This window comes from Pseudomonas sp. GW821-FHT09A09 (genome assembly GCF_059418405.1).
In genome coordinates this window covers 147,928-162,488 of the sequence record NZ_JBWKPU010000001.1, presented here as the reverse complement: position 1 = coordinate 162,488, position 14,561 = coordinate 147,928, and the positions used below count along the sequence as shown (strand labels likewise).

Here is a 14,561-nt window from a genome sequence, read left to right as displayed (position 1 = left end):
CGTCTATATCGCCACTGTTATGGGGGGTTAAGCAACCCCTCCCCGTATATCGCGCTTGCACCGGCCCGATTCACAACTCAAGCTATGCTTCATTCGCCAAGTGTCCGTCTAAGGAAAAGGCCCTCGACATGCGCATTCTCATCACCGGTGGCGCCGGCTTCATCGGCTCCGCCCTGATCCGTCACCTGATCCAACACACCGAGCACGAAGTGCTCAACCTGGACAAGCTCACCTACGCTGGCAACCTCGAGTCGCTGACCAGCATCGCGTCCAACAGCCGCTACGAATTTGTGCAGGCCGACATCATCGACCAGGCCACCGTCAGCGCCGTACTGGCGCGCTTTGAGCCCCACGCGATCATGCACCTGGCGGCCGAGTCCCATGTGGACCGTTCCATTGACGGCCCATCGGACTTCATCCAGACCAACATCGTCGGTACCTACAGCCTGCTGGAAGCCACCCGTGCCTATTGGCAGAAACTCGACGAGCCCGCCAGACGTGCGTTCCGCTTCCACCATATTTCCACCGACGAAGTGTATGGCGACCTGCATGGCGTGGACGACCTGTTCACCGAGACCACGCCCTACGCCCCAAGCTCGCCTTACTCAGCCAGCAAGGCAGCGTCCGACCACCTGGTCCGCGCCTGGCAGCGCACTTACGGCTTGCCGGTGCTGTTGACCAATTGCTCGAACAACTACGGGCCGTTCCATTTCCCCGAGAAGCTGATCCCGCTGGTGATCCTCAACGCCCTCGCGGGCAAGCCGCTGCCGGTGTACGGCGACGGTTTGCAGGTGCGCGACTGGCTGTTCGTCGAGGACCACGCGCGCGCGCTGCTCAAGGTCGTCACCGACGGTGTGGTAGGCGAGACCTACAACATCGGCGGGCATAACGAGCAAAAGAACATCGACGTGGTACGCGGCATCTGTGGCTTGCTCGAAGAACTGGCGCCCCAGCGCCCGGCCGGCGTGGAAAAATTCACCGACCTGATCACCTTCGTCAAGGACCGCCCGGGCCACGACCAGCGCTATGCGATCGACGCCAGCAAGATCGAACGCGAGCTGGGCTGGGTCCCGCAAGAAACCTTCGACACCGGGCTGCGCAAGACCGTGCAGTGGTACCTCGATAACCTGGAATGGTGCCGCAGGGTCCAGGACGGCAGTTATCAAGGCGAACGATTGGGCAACACCGACATGAAGGATCTGATTGCATGATGAAAGGAATCGTATTGGCCGGTGGCTCCGGCACCCGTTTGCACCCCATTACCCTGGGCGTGTCCAAGCAACTGTTGCCGGTGTACGACAAACCGATGATCTATTACCCGATCTCGGTGTTGATGCTGGCCGGCATCAAGGACATTCTGGTGATTTCCACCCCGCTGGACTTGCCCCAGTACCGCAACCTGCTGGGCGATGGCAGCCAGTTCGGCGTGCGCTTCACCTACGCCGAGCAGCCGACGCCGGATGGCTTGGCCCAGGCCTTCCTGATCGGCGAGGAATTCATTGGCGATGACCCGGTATGCCTGATCCTCGGTGACAACATCTTCCACGGCCAGCACTTCGGCGACCAGTTGCGTACCGCCGCCGAACGCCCGTCCGGCGCTACCGTGTTCGGCTACTGGGTCAAGGACCCGGAACGCTTCGGCGTGATCGACTTCGACAAGGAAGGCCGCGCCCTGTCCATCGAAGAGAAACCGGCCAAGCCCAAGTCGCCGTATGCCGTGACCGGCCTGTACTTCTACGACAACGATGTGATCAAGATCGCCAAGGCAGTCAAGCCTTCGCCCCGTGGCGAGTTGGAGATCACCGACGTCAACAACGCCTACCTCAAGCGTGGCGATCTGCACGTAGAACGCTTCGGCCGTGGCTTTGCCTGGCTCGACACCGGCACCCACGACAGCCTGCTCGAAGCATCGACCTATGTGCAGACCATCGAGCATCGCCAGGGCCTGAAAGTCGCCTGTCTCGAAGAAATCGCCTACGAAAATGGCTGGATCGACCGTGACCACCTGCTGGAGCGTGCCAAGTACTTTGGCAAAACCGGCTATGGTCAATACCTGTTCACACTCGCAGGGGAAACCATATGAATGTGACCGCCACTGAGTTGCCCGGTGTATTGATCATCGAGCCGAAGGTTTTTGGCGATGAACGCGGCTTTTTCTACGAGAGTTTTAACGCCCGGGCGTTCGCCCAAGCCACAGGGCTGCAGCAGCAATTCGTGCAGGACAACCATTCACGCTCACAAAAGGGTGTGCTGCGTGGCCTGCACTACCAGGTTGAACACGCCCAGGGGAAACTGGTGCGTGTAACAGCGGGTGAAGTTTTGGACGTAGCAGTGGATATTCGCCGCAGTTCACCTCACTTTGGCCAATGGGCCAGCGTGCGGTTGTCTGCCGAGAACAATCGGCAACTGTGGATTCCACCGGGGTTTGCCCATGGCTTTGTGGTGCTTAGCGACTACGCTGAATTCCTCTACAAAACCACCGACTACTACACCCCGACGGCCGAACGCTGCATTCGTTGGGACGACCCCGACCTCAATATCGATTGGCAACTGAACGGCACACCGACCTTGTCCGCCAAGGACCAGAACGGTAAAAGCCTGAAAGACGCCGACCTGTTCCCATGAGAATTCTCATCACCGGCCAGCACGGCCAAGTTTCCCGCGAGCTGCAACAGCGGCTCCAGGGCCTCGGTGAACTCATCGTGCTGGGGCGCGACCAGTTGGACCTGGCAGACGCCGAGCAGATCCGCCAGCACGTACGCGCCCAACGCCCTGGCCTGATCATCAACGCGGCAGCACACACCGCCGTGGACCTGGCCGAGAGCGAACCAGATGCCGCGTTCGCCATCAACGCCATCGCGCCGTGTGTTTTGGCCGAAGAGGCCAAGGCCCTGGGCATTCCGTTGATCCACTACTCCACCGACTACGTGTTCGACGGCAGCAAACCGGCGCCCTACACCGAAGCCGACACGCCCAACCCCTTGGGTGTCTACGGCCAGAGCAAGCTGGCGGGCGAGCAGGCGATTGCTGCGGTGGGCGGCGAATACCTGATCCTGCGCACCAGCTGGGTGTACTCCAGCCACGGCAAGAACTTCCTGCTGACCATGCAACGTCTGCTGCAAGAGAAACCGCAGATGCGCATCGTGGCTGACCAGATCGGTGCGCCGACCTGGGCCGGGAGTATCGCTGACAGCACCCGCGCATTGATTGAACGCTGGCAGGCCGGCCAACCCGGCGACTGGGGCATCTACCATTTGACGGCCCAGGGTGAGACCTCCTGGTTTGGCTTTGCCCAAGCCATCGGCGAGCATCTGAAAGCCCAAGGCAAAGCCTGCGCCGAACTGGAAGCCATTCCGTCCAGCGCCTACCCGACGCCGGCCAAGCGCCCGCTAAACTCACGCCTCGATTGCAGCCGCCTGCAACAGCAGTGGCAGGTCAGCCAACCGCAGTGGCAAGACGCATTACGCGAGTGTCTTGCACAGCAGCACTAGGCATAATGCGCCTGTACCCACAGGCGCATGACTCATGACTCCATCCCTTCCACGTAGACCCCGCTGGCGCAGCCTCGCCCTGTTGGCGCTGTGCCTGGCGCCGCTGCTGTGGCCGCTGGAGCACCTGGCCGAGCGGTATTACCGCAACGAACTGGCCGGGCAGAACCGCCAGACCCTCGACCTGTACGTCGCCAACCTGCTCGGTACCCTGCACCGCTATGAAGTGCTGCCGCAGATCCTCGGCGACCTGCCCGCCCTGCGCACTGCGCTGGATGCGCCTCAGGTGAGCACCAACCTGGTCAACGCCAACCTGCTGCTCAAGGACGTCGCCGCCCAGGCCGGGGTGGAAGTGATGTACCTGATGGACACCACCGGCAAGACCCTTGCCGCCTCCAACTGGGACAAACAGGACAGCTTTGTCGGGCGCAACTTCTCGTTCCGGCCCTACTTCAGCGAAGCCATGGCCGGCCGCCTGGGGCGGTTTTTCGGCCTGGGTACCACCTCGGCCAAGCGCGGTTACTTCTTCGCCGCCGCCGTGCGCGACGGCGACACGATCATCGGCGTGCTGGTGGTCAAGGTTGACCTGGATCACACCGAAAGCCTGTGGGGCAATACGCCGGAACAACTGCTGGTGACCGACCACAACGGCGTGGTGATCCTCACGTCGCGCCCTCAATGGCGATTCCGCGCCACCCGGCCGCTGACCACCGAAGAGCGCCAGGCCATCATCGCGATCCAGCCCTACCCTACCCGTGATCCGCAACCACTGGCCCTGAGCAACACCGCCTGGTTGCGCCAGTCCACGGCCATCGCGGAAACCGGCTGGAACGTCGAAATCCTCGCCCCTCGTTCGCTGATCAGCCGCCCGGTGCGCACGGTGGTTGCCGTCGGCGGCGCCACCCTGCTGGTGCTGATGTTGCTGCTGGGCTTGATGATGCAGCGCCGTCGGCACTACCTGGAACGCATCGCCTTTGAAGCCAAGGCGCGCCGCGAGCTGGAAATGCGTGTGGTCGAGCGTACCAGCGACTTGGAGGGCCTCAACCGGCGCCTCAAACAGGAAGTGCTGGAGCGCGAACACGCCCAGCAGGAACTGGTGCGCGCCCAGGACGACCTGGTGCAGGCCGGCAAGCTGTCGGCGCTGGGCACCATGTCGGCGAGTATCAGCCATGAGCTCAACCAGCCCCTGGCGGCGATCCGCAGCTATGCGGAAAACGCCGAAATCCTGCTCGACCACGAACGCACCAGCGATGCCCGAGGCAATCTCAAACTGATCAGCGAACTGACCGGGCGTATGGCCTCGATCATCGCCCACCTGCGCGCCTTCGCCCGCCGTGACCGCCATGCGCCCGAGAGTGTGGCCCTGCAACCGGCGCTGGACGATGCGCTGGCACTGTTGGCCAAGCGGCGGCGGTCAATGGAAGTCGAGCTGATCCGTGACCTGCCGGAAGCAACCCTGTGGGTACAGGCCGGTGAAACCCGTTTGCGCCAGGTACTGGGCAACCTGCTGGCCAACGCCCTCGACGCCCTCACCGAAAAAGGCCCGCCGCGTAAACTCTGGTTGAGTGCCCAAACCACCGAACAGGGCGTCAACCTGTACATTCGCGACAATGGCCCGGGCTTTTGCATGGAAGCCTTAGGGCGTGCCAGCGAGCCGTTCTACACCACCAAGACCCGCACCCAGGGCCTGGGGTTGGGCCTGGCGATCTGTGACACGTTGATGCGCGCCTTCGGCGGCGAGCTGTTGTTCGCCAACCACAAGGAAGGCGGCGCGCTGTTAACCTTGAAATTGCGTGCCGGTTCGCCGGGCGTCAGTCTGCAACCGTCCGAGGACCGCAGTGTATGAGTATCGATAACGGGATCCAGGTGGTGTTGATCGACGACGATCCACACCTGCGTCAGGCCCTGTGCCAGACCCTGGACCTGGCTGGGCTGAAAGTCCTGACCCTGGGCGAAGCCAGCGGCCTCACCGCGCGCCTGTCCCGCGATTGGCCGGGCGTGGTGGTCAGCGACATCCGTATGCCCGGCATGGACGGCCTGGAGCTGCTGGCCGAACTGCACGGCCAGGACCCGGAGCTGCCGGTGCTGCTGATTACCGGCCACGGTGATGTGCCGCTGGCGGTACAGGCCATGCGCGCCGGCGCGTATGACTTCCTGGAAAAACCCTTCGCCAGCGATGCCTTGCTCGACAGCGTGCGCCGCGCCCTGGCCCTGCGCCGCCTGGTGCTGGATAACCGCAGTCTGCGCCTGGCCCTCAGCGACCGTCAGCAACTGAGCACGCGCCTGGTTGGGCATTCCCCGCAAATGCTGCGCCTGCGCGAGCAGATCGGCGCGCTGGCGGCGACCAAGGCCGATGTATTGATCCTTGGCGAAACCGGCGCAGGCAAAGAGGTAGTGGCGCGTGCACTGCACGACCTGTCGAGCCGGCGCAGCGGGCCGTTTGTGGCGATCAACGCCGGTGCCCTGGCCGAGTCCGTGGTGGAAAGCGAGCTGTTCGGTCACGAGCCTGGCGCCTTTACCGGTGCGCAAAAGCGCCGTATCGGCAAGTTCGAGTTTGCCAACGGCGGCACGTTGTTTCTCGATGAAATCGAAAGCATGAGCCTGGATGTGCAGGTCAAGTTGCTGCGCCTGTTGCAGGAACGCGTAGTGGAGCGCCTGGGCGGCAACCAGCTGATCCCGCTGGATATCCGCATCATCGCCGCCACCAAGGAAGACCTGCGCCAGTCTGCCGACCAGGGGCGCTTTCGGGCCGACTTGTATTACCGTCTCAACGTTGCGCCGCTGCGCATTCCGCCGCTGCGCGAGCGGGGCGAAGATGCGTTGATGCTGTTCCAGCACTTTGCCGACGAAGCCAGCAGCCGCCACGGCCTGCCGCTGCACGAGTTGCAGCCGGGCCAGCGTGCACTGCTGCTGCGCCACAGCTGGCCGGGTAATGTGCGGGAACTGCAAAACGCCGCCGAACGGTTTGCCCTCGGCCTGGAGCTGGCCCTGGATGCGACACCGGACAACCCGTCCGCTGGCGTACTGACCTCCACCAAAGGTGGCCTTAGCGAGCAAGTCGAGCAGTTCGAAAAAAGCCTGATCGCCGCCGAACTGACCCGCCCTCACAGCTCCATGCGCAGCCTTGCCGAAGCGTTGGGCATGCCACGCAAGACCCTGCACGACAAACTGCGCAAGCACGGCCTTAATTTCGCCGACAGTGCCAACCATGGCGCCGACGACGAATGACTCACCCCACTCGCCACGAGGCCCCCATGAGCCGCGACAGCCGTTACCTGGAATCCATCCTTCACCACGACATTCCCCTTACCCGGGAAATGGGCCTCAAGGTGCTCGACTGGCAACACGGCCAATTGCAGCTGCACCTGCCCTTGCAAGCCAACATCAACCACAAGAGCACCATGTTTGGCGGCAGCCTCTATTGCGGTGCCGTGCTGGCGGGGTGGGGTTGGTTGCACCTGCAATTGCGGGAGGAAGGGGTTGAAGACGGGCATATCGTGATTCAGGAAGGGCAGATCAGCTATCCGCTGCCCGTGACCCGGGACGCGACGGTGGTGTGCCAGGCGCCAGAGGAGAAGGTGTGGAAACGCTTTGTGGCGACCTACAAGCGCTATGGCCGTGCACGGCTGACGCTGGAGACGTGGATTGTGAATGAGGGCAGCGAGGAGCATGCCGTAGCGTTTACCGGCCAGTACGTCCTGCACCGCTAAGCGCCACAACACAATCCATTGTAGGAGCCGGCTTGCCGGCGATGAGGCATTCAAGTCATGCAGCGATCTTGCCGGCGCCATCGCCGGCAAGCCGGGCTCCTACAGGGGTCTACGAACGGGCCAGGGTCAGCAACCGCTCCCGCCAAGCCGCCTTCGCCGGCAATGCCAAAAAGAACGGGTTCAACAACGACTCCCGCGCCGGGTAGCTGAATGGCTCGCCACTCAACTCCAGCACTTCGCCGCCCGCCCCTTCCAGCACGCCCTGGGCTGCTGCGGTGTCCCACTGCGACGTTGGCGCCAACCGTGGGTAGCAATCGGCACTGCCTTCGGCCAGCAGGCAGAATTTCAGCGAGCTGCCGATATTCGCCAGTTTCAGCTCACCCAGGCCTTCGCTCAAACCATCCAGCAAACGCTCCTGCTCAGGGCTGGTGTGCCGACGACTGGCAACCACGGTAAATGCCTCTCCGGCGGCTGGCGTCTGGCGCACCTGAATCTGCTTGGGCGCCTCATTTACATCGGAACGCCATGCCCCAAGGCCCGCACCGCCAAAGTAGCAGCGGCCGCTGGTGGGCATCGACACCACGCCAAATACCACGCGGCCTTGCTCGATCAGGGCGACGTTGACGGTGAACTCTTCGCTGCCGGAAATGAATTCCTTGGTGCCATCCAGCGGGTCCACCAACCACCAGCGCTGCCAACCGGCGCGCACGCTTTGGTCGATATCGGCGTCTTCTTCAGACAGTACGGGAATGCTCGGGTCCAGCGCGGTGAGCCCAGCGAGGATCAAGTGGTGAGCGGCCAGGTCTGCTGCCGTCACCGGCGAGTCATCAGACTTGGACGTGACGGCCACGTCGGCCCGCCAATAGGGCAGGATCGCTTCACCCGCCTGACGCGCCAGCTCGATCACAGGGGCAATAAAAGGGTGGCCTAAAAACAGTTCGCTCATGCGATAAACGCTCCACGCTGGGTCAACAGGTCTCGTACCAGATACAGCGCGGCCAGGGCGCGGCCTTCGCTGAATTGCTCGTTTTGCGCCAGTTGCGACAGCTCCCGCAGGTTGACGCGGTCGACCCGCATCGGCTCGGGCTCGTCACCTTCAAGGCGTTCTTCATAGAGGTCGGTGGCCAGCACCACCTGGATTTTCTGGCTCATGTAGCCAGGTGACAGCGAAAGCTCGGTGAGGTGTTCCAGCTGACGTGCGCCGTAGCCTGCCTCTTCCTTGAGCTCACGGTTCGCCGCCGCCAGCACATCCTCGCCGGGCTCGATCAGGCCCTTGGGCAGGGACAACTCATATTCATCCGTACCGCCGCAGTATTCTTCCACCAGCAACGCGTGATCGGCGTCGATCATTGCCACGATCATCACTGCGCCATAACCGGCACCGCGGCCCACCAGGCGTTCGTAGGTTCGTTCAACGCCATTGGAAAAGCGCAATTGCACTTCCTCCACGCGGAACAAACGGCTACTGGCGACTATTTCGCGGGCGAGGACGGTGGGTTTCTGGCGCATAAGCGGCTCCTTGGCGTGATCGGGTTACTATACCGTGGCTTTTCCGATTGTCTGTGTCGGATATCTTTACTTACATGAGAACCGCCCATGCCCTCTCTGCCCTGGCACGCCATCGACACCGTCCTGCTGGACATGGACGGCACCCTGCTCGACCTGCACTTCGACAACCACTTCTGGATGGAACACCTGCCACAACGCTACGCCGAGTTGCATGGCGTGAGCCGTACGATGGCCGAGATGGAGTTGCAGCCGCTGTTCGAGCGTAACGCCGGACAGTTGCAATGGTATTGCCTGGACTTCTGGACCCGCGAATTGAAGATTCCGGTGCGCGAACTGAAGCTGGAAACCGCACACCTCATTGCCCTGCGCCCGGACGCCGATACCTTCCTGGCGGCGATCAAGCAGGCTGGCAAGCGGGTGATCCTGATCACCAACGCTCATCGCGATTCGCTGTCATTGAAGTTGGAACGCATCGAATTGGCGCCGTATTTCGAAAGGTTGATCAGCTCCCACGACTACGGTTTCGCCAAGGAAAACCCGCAGTTTTGGGACGCGCTGCAGGCCGATATCGGCTTCGACCCGACGCGTAGCCTGTTTATTGATGACACCTTGCCGATCCTGCGCAGTGCCCAGGTGTTTGGCGTGGGGCATCTACTGGCGGTGAAAGAGCCGGACAGCAAGAAAGGGCCAAAGGACACGGCGGAGTTTGCAGCCGTCGAGGACTACCGAGACCTCATTGCCGGCCTCTGAATCAAATGTGGGAGAAGACCTCTGTGGGAGCCGGGCTTGCCCGCGATGCAGACGCCTCGGTGTATCAGTGACACCGCAGCGATGCTATCGCGGGCAAGCCCGGCTCCCACAGAAAGCAACTCCCACATTTCGTAGCGTGTATTACTCAGGAATACGCAGTGTCTGCCCTGGGTAAATCTTGTCCGGGTGGGACAGCAACGGCTTGTTAGCCTCGAAGATCTTGTTGTACTGGTTGGCGTTGCCATACACCGCCAGCGAAATTGCGCTCAGGGTGTCGCCCTTTTTCACCACGACGAAACGGGCGGCGGCAACCGCCGGACCGGATACGGTGATCTGGTCCTCGACACTGGCCACCCCGGCAATATTGCCTGCCGCCAGGATGATTTTTTCTTTCTCTTCCTGGCTGGCCACTACACCGCTGATCGTCACCTTGTCACCGTCGACGGTGGCATGCACGTTCGGGTTGCCCAGCCCCACATCCTCAATGTGCTTTTTAAGGTCTTCGCTGGCATCGGCGTTGCCTGGCGTCAACAGCTTGACCAGCTTTTCGCCAGCCTCTTTCACAAAGCTGAAAATACTCATGTTTGCTCTCCTTGGGGTTTAGGTTCCAGATGCCAAAGACTAGACCAGTCCTACAGAACCTGGTTCCAGCCCGACCAATGACCAGACGACTCCTACACGCGTTAGAATCCCCTCGCTATTGGAGCAAGCCCACGGAGCGAAGATGGACATCAAACAGCTGAAATTCCTCATCGCCCTCGACGAAACCCGTCACTTCGGCCAGGCGGCAGCGCGTTGCCATATCACCCAGCCGACGCTGTCGATGCGCTTGCGCAACCTGGAAGAGGAACTGGACCTTCCTCTGGTCAACCGGGGCCAGCGCTTCGAAGGGTTTACCGCGCCGGGCGAGCGGGTGCTGGCGTGGGCCCGCACGGTGCTGGCGGCCTATGACGGTTTGCAGGCCGAAGCCGCAGCCTGCCGTGGCAACCTGGTGGGCACATTGCGATTAGGGGTGGTGCCGCTGTCGAGCTTCGACCCCCTGGCCTTGATGCAGCAGTTGCACAAGGAACACCCCAGCCTGCGTTTCGAGCTGTCGGCACTGAGCTCCGAGCAAATCCTTGAACAACTGGCCAGCAATCGACTGGACCTGGGCGTGTCCTACCTGGAACGCTTGGACAATGAACGTTTCGACTCGCTGGCGTTGGGCGAAACCCGCATGGGCCTGCTGTATGACCAGCGCTTCTTCAGCTTCGGTGACACGCCGTTGAGCTGGGAGGCGCTGATCGAGCTGCCGCTGGGCATGCTCACCAGCGGCATGCACTTTCGCCAGTCCATCGACCACAACTTCCACAGCCGGGGGCTCAACCCACAACCGCTGCTGCAAACCGATGCCGTCCATCAGTTGTTACAGGCTGTGCACGGCGGGCTGTGTTGCGCAGTGATGCCGCTGGAGGGAGGCCTGGATGCACTCACCGAACACTTGCGCCTGCAACCGATTGAAGACGCCCACACCCTGGCCCGCCTGGGATTGATCATGCGCCGCAGCGCCCCTCGATCAGCACTGGCCGAAGCCTGTTTTGCGCTGTTTCAGAAATCGCAAAACGAGTCTTGATCGACGTCATCTATCGGCAGATCAGTACTGGCAATTAGACGCAACGCTTTGTCGCGCCTAGTCTAAACACTGACCAATCCGTCGGTGGTACTGCCCCATGAACGCCAAGCGCCCCGTCTGCGCGGCGCCTGCCTCTGAAACGCCCGCGCCTGCTGCCAGCCAGAGCTATCAGTATTGCAATCTCGAGCACACAGAAGTCGCCAGCACTGCATTGGCGGAAGAAGTGGCCTTGGCGATTGCCTACAACGACATCAGCCAGGCCGTGATGCTGGTCACCCCGACCGACCTTGAAGACTTCATCGTCGGCTTCAGCATTGGCAGCGGCATTATCGCCGACGTTAGCGACATTTATGACCTGAAACTCAGCGGATCGGGTTCAGCCCAGTACGCCCAGGTTCAAATCTCCAGCCGCGCTTTCTGGAACCTCAAGCAGCAGCGCCGACAACTGGCCGGCACCAGCGGCTGTGGCCTGTGCGGCGTGGAAGCGGTTGAACAGGCGCTACCGGACCTTCAGGTGCTGCCCGGCGCGCCCTTGCCGCCCGCCGAATGGCTCGACGGCCTGCGCCAACGCATCAGCGCCTTTCAACCCTTGGGCCAATACAGCGGCGCGGTACACGCGGCGGTGTTCATGAACGGCCACGGCGAATTGCTGCTGGGCCGTGAAGACATCGGCCGGCATAACGCCCTGGATAAATTGATCGGCGCACTGATCCGCCAAAAGATTCCGACCGAAGGTGGCCTGGCAATCGTCACCAGCCGTTGCAGCCTGGAGTTGATCCAGAAAGTCCTGCGCGCGGGCATCCAGACCCTGGTCAGCCTGTCATCGCCTACCGGCCTGGCCCTGCAATGGGCCCGCCGGCACAACCTCAACCTCATCCACCTGCCGCAGAAAAGCGCGCCGCGGGTCTATAGCCCAGCGATGGAGTACCAACCATGAGCATGCATCACCAAGCCGACCAAACCCCAACCCCGCGCTACAAGCCCTATAAAGGCCCAGCCGGTGGCTGGGGCGCACTGATCAGCGTGGCGCAGGCCTGGTTGACCAGCGACAACGCGCTGAAAAACCTGCGCATGATGCTCAAGACCAACCAGAACGGCGGTTTCGACTGCCCGGGCTGTGCGTGGGGCGACTCGCCGGAAAGCGGCATGGTCAAGTTCTGCGAGAACGGCGCCAAGGCCGTGAACTGGGAAGCCACCAAGCGTCGCGTCGACGCGGCGTTCTTCGCCAAGCACAGCGTCACCGCGCTGTTGGAGCAAAGCGACTACTGGCTGGAATACCAGGGCCGCCTGACCGAGCCGATGCGCTACGACGCCGAAACCGACCGCTACCGGCCCATCAGCTGGGAAGCCGCGTTCGACCTGATAGGCAAGCACCTCAACGCCCTGCCCAGCCCGGACATGGCCGAGTTCTACACCTCGGGCCGCGCCAGCAACGAGGCGGCGTACCTGTATCAGCTGTTCGTGCGCGCGTATGGCACCAACAACTTCCCGGATTGCTCGAACATGTGCCACGAAGCCAGCGGTGTGGCCCTGGCGCAAAGCGTGGGCGTCGGCAAAGGCACCGTGACCTTTGATGACTTCGAACATGCCGATGCGATCTTCGTGTGGGGCCAGAACCCTGGCACCAACCACCCGCGCATGCTCGAACCGCTGCGCGAAGCGGTGAAACGCGGCGCTCAGGTGGTGTGCATCAACCCGTTGAAAGAGCGCGGCCTGGAACGCTTCCAGCACCCGCAGCACCCGCTGGAAATGCTCACCAACGGCGACAAGCCGACCAACACCGCCTACTTCCGCCCGGCACTCGGCGGCGACATGGCCATCCTGCGCGGCATGGCCAAGTTCCTGCTGCTGTGGGAGCGCCAGGCCCAGGCCGAAGGCAAGGAAGCCGTGTTCGACCACGACTTCCTCAACGAACACACCGCCAACGTGCTGGATTACCTGGGCAAGATCGACGACACCTCCTGGGATGAAATCGTCGAGCAGTCCGGCCTGACGCTGGTGGAGATCGAGCAAGCGGCGCGCATGTACGCCAAAGGCAAGAACGTGATCATGTGCTGGGCCATGGGCATCACTCAGCATCGCCACTCGGTGCCGACCATCCAGGAAATCGCCAACCTGATGCTGCTGCGCGGCAACATCGGCCGCCCCGGCGCGGGCCTGTGCCCCGTGCGTGGCCACAGCAACGTGCAGGGCGACCGCACCATGGGCATCAACGAGCGCCCTCCAGTGGCGTTCCTCGATTCTCTGGAGCGTCGCTTCCAGTTCCAGGTACCGCGTGAAAATGGGCACAACGTGGTCGAAGCGATCCACGCCATGCTCGAAGGCCGCTCCAAAGTGTTCATCGGCCTGGGCGGCAACTTCGCCCAAGCCACGCCCGACAGCCCGCGCACCTTCGAGGCCCTGCGCAATTGCGACCTGACCGTGCAGATCAGCACCAAGCTCAACCGCAGCCACCTGATGCACGGCAAAGACGCGCTGATCCTGCCATGCCTGGGCCGCACCGACATCGACATCCAGGCCGACGGCCCGCAAGCGGTGACGGTAGAGGACTCGTTCAGCATGGTTCACGGCTCCAACGGCCAACTGCAGCCGCTGTCGAAATTCATGAAGTCGGAGCCTGCCATCCTGGCTGGCATCGCGGCGGCGACCTTGGGCAGCAAGCCCGTGGATTGGAATTGGCTGGTAGCCGACTACGGGCGTATTCGCGACCTGATTGCCGACACCATCCCAGGCTTCAAGGACTTCAACGAGAAGATCAAAAACCCAGGCGGCTTCTACCTGGGCAACGCAGCTGGCGCCCGCCGCTGGAACACGCCGTCGGGCCGCGCCAACTTCCGCCCGAATATCCTGCCCAAGGACTTGATCCACGAGCGCACTCACGCCACTGGCCGTGTGCCGGACCTGATCATGCAGTCGATGCGCTCCCACGATCAGTACAACACCACCATCTATGGCTTGGACGACCGCTACCGTGGCGTGAAAGGCCAGCGTGACGTGCTGTTCGTCAACGAAGCCGACATCATCCGCCTGGGCTTCAAGCCGGGGCAGAAGGCCGACATCGTGTCGTTGTGGGAGGACGGCCGCGAGCGTCGTGTGAAAGGCTTTACCTTGCTTGCGTTTGATATTCCTGCGGGGCAGGCGGCGGCTTATTACCCGGAAGTGAACCCTCTGGTGCCCCTGGAAAGCACGGGCGATGGCAGCCACACGCCAACATCGAAGTTCGTGGCGATTCGCCTGGAAGCGGCAAGCGATAACGGCTTGATCATGGCCCGCTCGGCCTGACAACCCCGCCCTCTGTAGGAGCCGGCTTGCCGGCGATGCGGCCCTTAAGCCTTGCGCTGATTGTGCCGACGCCATCGCCGGCAAGCCGGCTCCTACAGTGAGTGTTCCCATGCAGGCAGCGGGGACGATGCCGGGTCAAATTCCGGGCACAAAAAAGGCCGCTTTTGCATAAAAGCGGCCGTTCCGAAGTAGTTAAAGACCTGTAAAAAT

At 62.2% G+C, this 14,561-nt stretch carries 14 protein-coding genes; 11 read left to right on the top strand and 3 right to left on the bottom strand.

The window, feature by feature from the left end; all coding sequences use genetic code 11:
* Window positions 1–128 precede the first annotated feature (128 nt).
* From rfbB to AC07OV_RS00630, 7 genes are read left to right on the top strand one after another with little or no spacing between them, the layout of a single operon-like run.
* A complete protein-coding gene (rfbB, locus tag AC07OV_RS00660; RefSeq protein ID WP_495091246.1) occupies window positions 129–1,211 on the top strand; it encodes a dTDP-glucose 4,6-dehydratase in 1,083 nt (360 codons plus the stop codon).
* Complete coding sequence (gene rfbA / locus AC07OV_RS00655; RefSeq protein WP_259172798.1) at window positions 1,208–2,083, top strand: glucose-1-phosphate thymidylyltransferase RfbA; 876 nt, start codon at window positions 1,208–1,210, stop codon at window positions 2,081–2,083. Before rfbB ends, rfbA begins: the two co-directional genes overlap by 4 nt.
* Window positions 2,080–2,625 carry a dTDP-4-dehydrorhamnose 3,5-epimerase gene (gene rfbC / locus AC07OV_RS00650; protein WP_176997334.1) on the top strand — a complete coding sequence of 182 codons (546 nt, stop codon included), beginning with the start codon at window positions 2,080–2,082 and terminating at the stop codon, window positions 2,623–2,625. The genes rfbA and rfbC overlap by 4 nt, the downstream gene beginning before the upstream one ends.
* Window positions 2,622–3,491: a dTDP-4-dehydrorhamnose reductase gene (gene rfbD / locus AC07OV_RS00645; protein WP_494996101.1), complete on the top strand. Its 870-nt coding sequence runs from the start codon at window positions 2,622–2,624 to the stop codon at window positions 3,489–3,491. Before rfbC ends, rfbD begins: the two co-directional genes overlap by 4 nt.
* A gap of 34 nt (window positions 3,492–3,525) precedes the next feature.
* Window positions 3,526–5,334 carry a sensor histidine kinase gene (locus tag AC07OV_RS00640; RefSeq protein WP_176997336.1) on the top strand — a complete coding sequence of 603 codons (1,809 nt, stop codon included), beginning with the start codon at window positions 3,526–3,528 and terminating at the stop codon, window positions 5,332–5,334.
* Window positions 5,331–6,716, top strand: coding sequence for a sigma-54-dependent transcriptional regulator (locus AC07OV_RS00635; protein ID WP_176997337.1), 1,386 nt, complete (start codon window positions 5,331–5,333; stop codon window positions 6,714–6,716). The genes AC07OV_RS00640 and AC07OV_RS00635 overlap by 4 nt, the downstream gene beginning before the upstream one ends.
* A gap of 26 nt (window positions 6,717–6,742) precedes the next feature.
* Window positions 6,743–7,198, top strand: coding sequence for a YiiD C-terminal domain-containing protein (locus tag AC07OV_RS00630; RefSeq protein ID WP_176997338.1), 456 nt, complete (start codon window positions 6,743–6,745; stop codon window positions 7,196–7,198).
* Between the two features lie 109 nt (window positions 7,199–7,307).
* Here AC07OV_RS00630 and cysQ read toward each other — a convergent pair whose 3' ends face one another.
* Together cysQ and nudE are read right to left on the bottom strand one after the other, a co-directional pair.
* Window positions 7,308–8,144: a 3'(2'),5'-bisphosphate nucleotidase CysQ gene (gene cysQ, locus AC07OV_RS00625; protein WP_494996099.1), complete on the bottom strand. Its 837-nt coding sequence runs from the start codon at window positions 8,142–8,144 to the stop codon at window positions 7,308–7,310.
* A complete protein-coding gene (gene nudE / locus AC07OV_RS00620; RefSeq protein WP_176997340.1) occupies window positions 8,141–8,707 on the bottom strand; it encodes an ADP compounds hydrolase NudE in 567 nt (188 codons plus the stop codon). Before nudE ends, cysQ begins: the two co-directional genes overlap by 4 nt.
* Window positions 8,708–8,794: 87 nt before the next feature.
* On the opposite strand from nudE, the gene yrfG reads away from it, so the two are divergent.
* Window positions 8,795–9,457, top strand: coding sequence for a GMP/IMP nucleotidase (gene yrfG / locus AC07OV_RS00615; RefSeq protein ID WP_495091245.1), 663 nt, complete (start codon window positions 8,795–8,797; stop codon window positions 9,455–9,457).
* Window positions 9,458–9,598: 141 nt separating this feature from the next.
* Here the strand turns inward: yrfG and lysM are convergent, their stop codons facing one another.
* Window positions 9,599–10,039 carry a peptidoglycan-binding protein LysM gene (gene lysM / locus AC07OV_RS00610; RefSeq protein ID WP_494996097.1) on the bottom strand — a complete coding sequence of 147 codons (441 nt, stop codon included), beginning with the start codon at window positions 10,037–10,039 and terminating at the stop codon, window positions 9,599–9,601.
* A 142-nt stretch (window positions 10,040–10,181) separates the two neighbouring features.
* Between lysM and AC07OV_RS00605 the strand changes: the two genes are divergently transcribed.
* The 3 genes from AC07OV_RS00605 (at window position 10,182) to AC07OV_RS00595 (ending at window position 14,351) form a co-directional block, all read left to right on the top strand.
* Entirely contained in the window at window positions 10,182–11,069 is an 888-nt protein-coding gene (locus AC07OV_RS00605) for a LysR family transcriptional regulator (protein ID WP_178918502.1), read from the top strand.
* 97 nt (window positions 11,070–11,166) lie between these two features.
* Window positions 11,167–12,006 (top strand): formate dehydrogenase accessory sulfurtransferase FdhD, encoded by an 840-nt coding sequence (gene fdhD / locus AC07OV_RS00600; RefSeq protein WP_495091244.1) that lies wholly within the window; start codon window positions 11,167–11,169, stop codon window positions 12,004–12,006.
* A complete protein-coding gene (locus AC07OV_RS00595; protein WP_495091243.1) occupies window positions 12,003–14,351 on the top strand; it encodes an FdhF/YdeP family oxidoreductase in 2,349 nt (782 codons plus the stop codon). Before fdhD ends, AC07OV_RS00595 begins: the two co-directional genes overlap by 4 nt.
* Window positions 14,352–14,561 lie beyond the last annotated feature (210 nt).